The organism is Moraxella boevrei DSM 14165, from assembly GCF_000379845.1.
In the GTDB taxonomy this organism is placed as follows: domain Bacteria; phylum Pseudomonadota; class Gammaproteobacteria; order Pseudomonadales; family Moraxellaceae; genus Faucicola; species Faucicola boevrei.
This window is the reverse complement of record NZ_KB903805.1, coordinates 1-1,953: the sequence shown is the minus strand read 5'-3', so window position 1 is coordinate 1,953 and position 1,953 is coordinate 1. Positions and strand designations below refer to the sequence as shown.

Sequence of the window (1,953 nt, the reverse complement as noted above, 5' to 3'; positions counted from 1 at the left end):
AGGCGTTAAGATTTAGCCGTACACGCACCGCTGAGAGTTCTTTGTTGTTAATCGCCTTTGTGTATGGGCGGTCGTGGCGAAGTTCTACGCCAATGTTTTGCTCGTTTTCCACCGCAGGGAAGCCTGCAATATGGCTTTGGTCTAATGTACCTGTGCGAAAATCCCACGTTACGCCCTTAAAATTGGGCTGTCCGTTTGCATTGATAAGTGGCGTTCCGTCAAGACGAATGGATTTGCCACCGTCTGAAAGACCGAATATTTCCCCTTCGCAAAGTCCGTACAAGCCTTTGTAAAAACTGGTTGAATTTAAATCGTCTTTGGCAATGTGGGTTTTTTTTGGTTGTGATTGACCTTTTTTTGAGCCGTAAATTTGCATAGTAATTTCCTTGACAACTAGAATTATTGTATATACAATAATAAAAACTTTATTCAATGGGTCAGTTATGCCTATCAGTTACGATGAAGACAAGCGATTAACCAATATTAACAAACATGGGATTGATTTTATTAGTTGTGAAAGTATTTTTGATAATCCCATGCTAACCGATGAAGACAATCGCATTCATTATGGCGAGCAACGTTTGCAAAGTTATGGCATTTTGGATAACCGTGTTGTTTTTATGATATGGACTGACCGTGAAAAACCGCACATTATTTCAATCCGTCCTGCTGACAAACAAGAAACGAAAAAATTTATCAAAGCCATTTATGGTGCTTAACAACCTTTTGTAGATTGGATAAAATTATGACAAAGCCAAATTTAGCCTTATTACTTGCCAACGCCCCCAAAACGGTAGAAAAATCAGATGAACATTTTGATTGGGACAATGCCATTGTCAGCCAAAATCTCACCGAACTTAGGGCAAAACTTGGCAGACCAGTTAGCGACAATCCCAAACAAGCGGTGAGTATTCGGCTTGATAGCGATATTGTGAATTACTTTAAAGCCACTGGCAAAGGTTGGCAAACACGCTTAAACAATGTTTTGCGTGAGTGGGTTGCCACACATTAGGCTTTATCTTCAGTATAAATCCCTGCCGAAGCGATAAAACCGCCCACCTCTCGTTCGCCATACAGGATAGGGACTGGATTGCCCTGTGCCACCGTGGTAACCGCACCGCCAAAACCATTGTTGGGTTTGTTGCCATCTTCATTCTCGGGGTCAAGTTTGGGCGTTGGCATTAACAAAGTTGAGACACCGCCCAATAATAGCCCTGTACCTGCCCCCACAAGCGACCAATTTACAAGCCCTGCCCCAAAGCCTGTGGCAACCAACGCAACACCTGCAATCACTTGTAACCATGCCATGCCTTTACCGCCTGAGCCGATAATTTTTGGGACAATGTGAATGTGGTTTGCCGTGGTAATGTTGTCAAGCTCATTTTCGCCGATGTTGGTTTTTGCATTACGTTTTTTGCCGTTAAATACCGCAAAGCGATAGCCCAAGCGTTCGCTATCATTCATAAATTGGCGAAAGGTAGGGAGTTGGACTGCTATCGCATGAACCGCTTCTTTAGCGGAATTGACTTGTAATTTAAAAAATCTGCCGAATTTTTTGGCTAAAATGCCGTGTAGTTGTATGATTTTCATGAGTTTTTCCTTTTAAAATCATTGCAATTTATCGTTTATCGGTATAAAATGAACCTATTAAAATAATAGGTTGTAGTCATGATAAAAAGTTTTAACTGCAAAGACACACAAGCTCTTTTTGAAACAGGTACAAGCCGTGTTTTTTCAAACTTTTTATCCGTTGCCGAACGCAAATTAACCATGCTTGACAATGCCATAAGTTTGGCAGATTTGCCTTCACCACCTGCCAATCGTTTGGAAAAACTGGTTGGCAATAGAGACGGTCAATTGTAGTGGCATAATAAACCTAGACAGCTGCTAAGAGATTATAATAGCCCAAACGGAGGCATAATCTCATGACAAAAGTACGTAAAACATACACAC

At 41.4% G+C, this 1,953-nt stretch carries 5 protein-coding genes; 3 read left to right on the top strand and 2 right to left on the bottom strand.

Annotated features, from left to right (window positions below; genetic code table 11):
* On the bottom strand, positions 1-376 hold a 376-nt coding region (gpJ, locus tag A3G3_RS0109775; RefSeq protein ID WP_026212974.1), incomplete at its 3' end, for a TipJ family phage tail tip protein.
* 67 nt (positions 377-443) lie between these two features.
* Here gpJ and A3G3_RS0109770 point away from each other — a divergent pair.
* Together A3G3_RS0109770 and A3G3_RS14870 are read left to right on the top strand one after the other, a co-directional pair.
* Positions 444-719, top strand: a complete 276-nt coding sequence (locus A3G3_RS0109770) for a BrnT family toxin (RefSeq protein ID WP_019520338.1) — start codon at positions 444-446, stop codon at positions 717-719.
* 26 nt (positions 720-745) lie between these two features.
* On the top strand, positions 746-1,012 hold the full coding sequence (locus tag A3G3_RS14870) for a BrnA antitoxin family protein (RefSeq protein WP_019520337.1): 267 nt from the start codon (positions 746-748) through the stop codon (positions 1,010-1,012).
* On the opposite strand, the gene A3G3_RS0109760 is transcribed toward A3G3_RS14870, so the two are convergent.
* Positions 1,009-1,590 (bottom strand): tail assembly protein, encoded by a 582-nt coding sequence (locus A3G3_RS0109760; RefSeq protein WP_019520336.1) that lies wholly within the window; start codon positions 1,588-1,590, stop codon positions 1,009-1,011. The genes A3G3_RS14870 and A3G3_RS0109760 overlap by 4 nt on opposite strands.
* 78 nt (positions 1,591-1,668) lie before the next feature.
* Here A3G3_RS0109760 and A3G3_RS13625 point away from each other — a divergent pair, with 78 nt between their 5' ends.
* On the top strand, positions 1,669-1,863 hold the full coding sequence (locus tag A3G3_RS13625; protein ID WP_019520335.1) for a type II toxin-antitoxin system RelE/ParE family toxin: 195 nt from the start codon (positions 1,669-1,671) through the stop codon (positions 1,861-1,863).
* The last annotated feature ends 90 nt before the right edge of the window (positions 1,864-1,953 follow it).